The following is a 4,250-nucleotide window of genomic DNA, read 5'->3' on the forward strand; positions in this document are numbered from 1 at the left end:
TTTCTTTAAGTTTCCTTCTTTAAGCTTATTCTTTATATTTTATCTTTAAACTTCATTCTTCCTTTTCTTCAGCTAGAACTTTTTCAGTATTTTCTGTTACAGGCTCATCAGTAGATTCTTCGCTTTTATTTCGCATTTCCACGGGAAGTGTCATAAGGACTTTCATGATCCTGTGCTGCTGTATTCCTCGTACAGCAAGTGTAATGCCGTTATCAAGTCTTACAACTTCACGATTATATGGTAATCTGTCAAGTTGGCCTATCATAAGTCCACCAATAGAATCATAATCTTCACTTTCAAAGTCAGTATGAATGGCATTGTTGATATCATCAAGCTTCATCGCACCTTCTATAAGGTATTTACCATCTCCAAGATCTCTTATCTGAAGGGCTTCATCCTGGTCATATTCATCTCTTATTTCACCTACTATTTCTTCAAGAAGATCTTCAAGTGTGATCATACCTACAGTTGTACCGTATTCTGAAAGTACAAAAGCTACATTATAAGCTTCCGATCTCATCTCTTCCATTAGATCTGCTGTCTTTTTATATTCATAGGTATAATAAGCTTTTCTAAGATAATTTTTGACATGGAAATTGTCCTTATCTTTTACAAAGAAAATATCCTTGATGTTGATAAGTCCAATAATATTGTCCTGATTATCTTCATAAACGGGAATTCTTGTGTACATGTCCTTATGAAAGACTGATTTGACCTCATCATAGTCAGCATCTGCAGATACACAGGACATATCGATCCTGGGGATCATTACATCCTTGGCTACAGTATCACCAAAATCGAACACATTGATTATCATCTCTTTCTCTTCAGATTCGATAACACCGTCCTCGTGGCTGGCATCAACATAAGTCCTTAATTCCTTCTCTGTAATTGCCTTACGGGCATCTCTGTCTATGTGAAGGGCACGCAGAACAACTCCTGCAAGGGCATCTACAATAACAACCAAAGGAGTAAATACAACCATTAGAAAATTAATTATATAAGCATATCTAAGGCAGGTCTTCTGTGACTGCGCCGTTGCTGCTGATTTTGGGGTTATCTCTCCAAATATAAGAATAAGAACTGTGAGAATACCTGTTCCAACTCCTACCATAGCGCTTCCAAAAAGATTGGTTATAACTACAGTCATAAGTGCTGATGCAGATAGATTTACTATATTGTTGCCAAGCAGAATGGTTGATAAAAATTTCTGATAATGATCAAGAATATAGATTACAACATTGGCCCTTTTTGCTCTTGCATCCCCGTCATCTGTAAGAGACTTCATTGCTATTCTGTTAACTGTGGAAAAAGCTGATTCTGCTCCCGAAAAAAAAGATGATAATACAAGTAAAATTATAAGTACAACGAGTTCTATAACAGACCCCTGAGTTAATTGCATATTAAATATGCCTCCTAAGCAAAAATATCTGATAAAATATCATTATGAAAACTTACTATTCAAATATTAACAATTTTAAAGAAAGCACGCAAGGTATGAGCAGCCTGGAGTTTGAAGAACGCTATTCTTCATATCTTCTTAGGATAAGCGAACCTATGAAAAAACATATTTTGCGTTTTAAATATGAAGACGACAGGCTTCGTAGTCTTGCAGGCTATATGCTTGTGTTAGATGCTGTAAAGTCTTTAAAAGAAAAGTGTAAGGATGAGACTTACAAAAAACTGTCCAATATTTCTTTTCCCATAAAGATAGATTATGAAGCTTCCGGAAAGCCTTTCCTTTTAGATGCTCCAGAAATATCTTTCTCAATATCCCATTCAGGCTCATATGCAGCAATTGTTATAGCAAGCTCAGATGAATGCAATAGCATAGGAATTGATATTCAGGCCAAGGACAGATTTGATGTTTTAAAGATTGCAAAGCGTTTTTATACTGATAATGAAAATGCCCTTATAAATTGTGCCAATACAGATTCAGATAAAGAAGATCTCTTTTATAAAATTTGGTCCGCCAAAGAAGCCTTTGTTAAATGCGATGGCAAGGGCTTATCATATGGCATTTCAAATTTTAATGCAGATATTGCCAAGGGTATTATTACCGACCTTAAAGGCAATACTCTTGCATCTATCTATGAGCAGCAATGCCCTGACGGATATGTCTGCTATGTCTGTACCAAATAGTAAACTACACATCCTCTAAAATAATGATTTCACTTACTATTACAAAAGCCGAAGATACGTAGTATATGCGCATCTTCGGCTTTTGTAATGCATTAGTTCAATGGATTCTTATAAAAATCCTTAAAGTTTGTGTAGCCCTGTTCTTCAAGTGCCTGCTTCTGGAACTTTTTGTTCTTGTTCATACGGACAACAAGTATCTGTTCTCCGTTCTTACGAGCTTCTTGTGCCTGGCCAAGGATATCAGAGAGCATCTGTCCGCTGATACCTTTCTCGATAAGATATGCTGTCTTTTCTGAGGCTCCCGGTACTTTGAAACCTTCATCCATCATGATCATGATGATTCTTTCAAATCCTATTGAGAATCCGCATGCAGGAGTTTCCTGTCCAAGGAACTTGCCAACCATCTTGTCATAACGTCCGCCGCCACCGCAGCTTCCGCCATACTGAGGCATAGCAATCTCAAAAATAGTACCTGTGTAATAACTCATACCACGAACAAGAGTTGGATCAAACACCATCTCGAATTCTGCTGCCTTATTAGCTTCTACACTTGAAATGATCTCTTCAAGGTTAAGTCTTGCATCCTCTTCAAGGAAGTCTGCAAGTGTATCTGCAAGGAATTTAAGCCCTGCAAGTCCTTTATTAGCCTCAAGTCCTTTAAAAAGGCCAAGGTATTTATCTACTGACTCTTTGGAATAGCCGTTTTCTATAAGCTCTTTTTCTACACCATCAAGTCCGATCTTATCCATCTTATCAACTGTAATAAATACTGAATCATAAGACTCTTCATTAAAGCCTGCATATGCTGCCATATCTTTAAGGATTCGTCTGTCATTGATACGGATCTGGAATCCTTTAAAGCCAAGCTTTCCAAGAGTTGATGTTGTAGCAAGTATGAGTTCTATCTCTGCAAGGTTAGAAGGCTCACCAAGGATATCTATATCACACTGCATGAACTGACGATATCTTCCCTTCTGAGGGCGATCAGCTCTCCATACATATCCCATCTGCAGTGCTTTAAAAGGAGATGGAAGTTCATTAGCATGATTAGCATAAAAACGAACAAGCGGTACTGTAAGATCATAACGAAGTCCTGAATCAGTAAGATCGTTCTCCTCTTTGGCTTCTGCAAGGCGAAGCTTTTCACCTCTTTTCATGATCTTGAATATGAGCTTTTCGTTATCTCCACCCTGTTTGGAATTAAGATTTGCAAGTGACTCTACGCATGGTGTATCAATGCTTGTAAATCCATACTTTGCGTATGTTTCCTTAATTACACCTATTACGTAGTCACGCAGCTGCATCTCTGCAGGAAGCACGTCTTTCATTCCGGTTACGGGCTTTTTAATAAGAGCCATGAATATTTCCTCTTCTTTCTATTTGTTGATTTATTCTAATGTACTTTGTATCAGTCGCAAATTATAACATATTCCTTTAGTCTAGTAAAGCAGGCAAGTATTCCTATCTTTCTCCTATCTGATCATAAACTTCTTCTATGTCAGATAGGACAACGCTTACTGTCTCCCCTGTATCTGTTGCACCAGTAAGCATTCCTATGTAATGTCCGTATGCATCAAAGGTTGGGCCTCCGCTCATGCCTGCATCTGCGCTGCACTTGCAATAAAGCATGTCCTGAAGAAGCGCAGAAACATAAACTGAAGGTTCCATTATATATCCTGCATATGAAGTATCTGCTATCATGTTAAGAGTATTGCCATCTACCATATCTGAACGGGAGATTTCCTTTGAATGAACCACAAACATGCTTTGCTGTGCAAAAAGATCTGTAGCATCTTCATCAGTATCATAAGGATATACGCAGCGAAGATCAAAAAGCTGTTCTTCATCCATGCAGGATGCATCAATTAATAGAAAAGCACAGTCTATGTTAGGATCAAAAGATACAACTTCGAATTCTGATATTACTCCGTTATAAAACACAGCATATCCAAGCGCATCTTTAGTAACAACGGGAGATATTACATGATAATTGGTGACAACAAGAATGCTGTCTTTATCATATTCCCAGATACTGCCGCTTCCAAAGCTTCCGTATATCTCAGAATCTGTAATACTTGGATTTACTATCTGTTCTTTTTGACCATCAA

The 4,250-nt window shown here is 37.6% G+C and carries 4 protein-coding genes; 1 reads left to right on the top strand and 3 read right to left on the bottom strand.

What is annotated here, in order from left to right; translation table 11 throughout:
- Positions 1 to 52 precede the first annotated feature (52 nt).
- Positions 53 to 1,402 (bottom strand): HlyC/CorC family transporter, encoded by a 1,350-nt coding sequence (locus tag K6G87_RS02635; protein ID WP_296833512.1) that lies wholly within the window; start codon positions 1,400 to 1,402, stop codon positions 53 to 55.
- A gap of 95 nt (positions 1,403 to 1,497) precedes the next feature.
- Here K6G87_RS02635 and K6G87_RS02640 point away from each other — a divergent pair, with 95 nt between their 5' ends.
- Positions 1,498 to 2,142: a 4'-phosphopantetheinyl transferase family protein gene (locus tag K6G87_RS02640; RefSeq protein WP_296833515.1), complete on the top strand. Its 645-nt coding sequence runs from the start codon at positions 1,498 to 1,500 to the stop codon at positions 2,140 to 2,142.
- 92 nt (positions 2,143 to 2,234) lie between these two features.
- Here the strand turns inward: K6G87_RS02640 and hisS are convergent, their stop codons facing one another.
- Entirely contained in the window at positions 2,235 to 3,500 is a 1,266-nt protein-coding gene (hisS, locus tag K6G87_RS02645) for a histidine--tRNA ligase (RefSeq protein WP_296833518.1), read from the bottom strand.
- 103 nt (positions 3,501 to 3,603) lie between these two features.
- Positions 3,604 to 4,250 (bottom strand): S1 family peptidase (locus K6G87_RS02650; protein WP_296833521.1); only part of this gene is annotated, 647 nt, incomplete at its 5' end.

This window comes from Butyrivibrio sp., from assembly GCF_024699075.1.

Excerpts from the sequence above, each read along its gene's own strand:
- hisS (WP_296833518.1), bottom strand. The coding sequence starts at position 3,500 with ATGGCTCTTATTAAAAAGCCCGTAACCGGAATGAAAGACGTGCTTCCT.
- K6G87_RS02635 (WP_296833512.1), bottom strand. The coding sequence starts at position 1,402 with ATGCAATTAACTCAGGGGTCTGTTATAGAACTCGTTGTACTTATAATT.
- K6G87_RS02640 (WP_296833515.1), top strand. The coding sequence starts at position 1,498 with ATGAGCAGCCTGGAGTTTGAAGAACGCTATTCTTCATATCTTCTTAGG.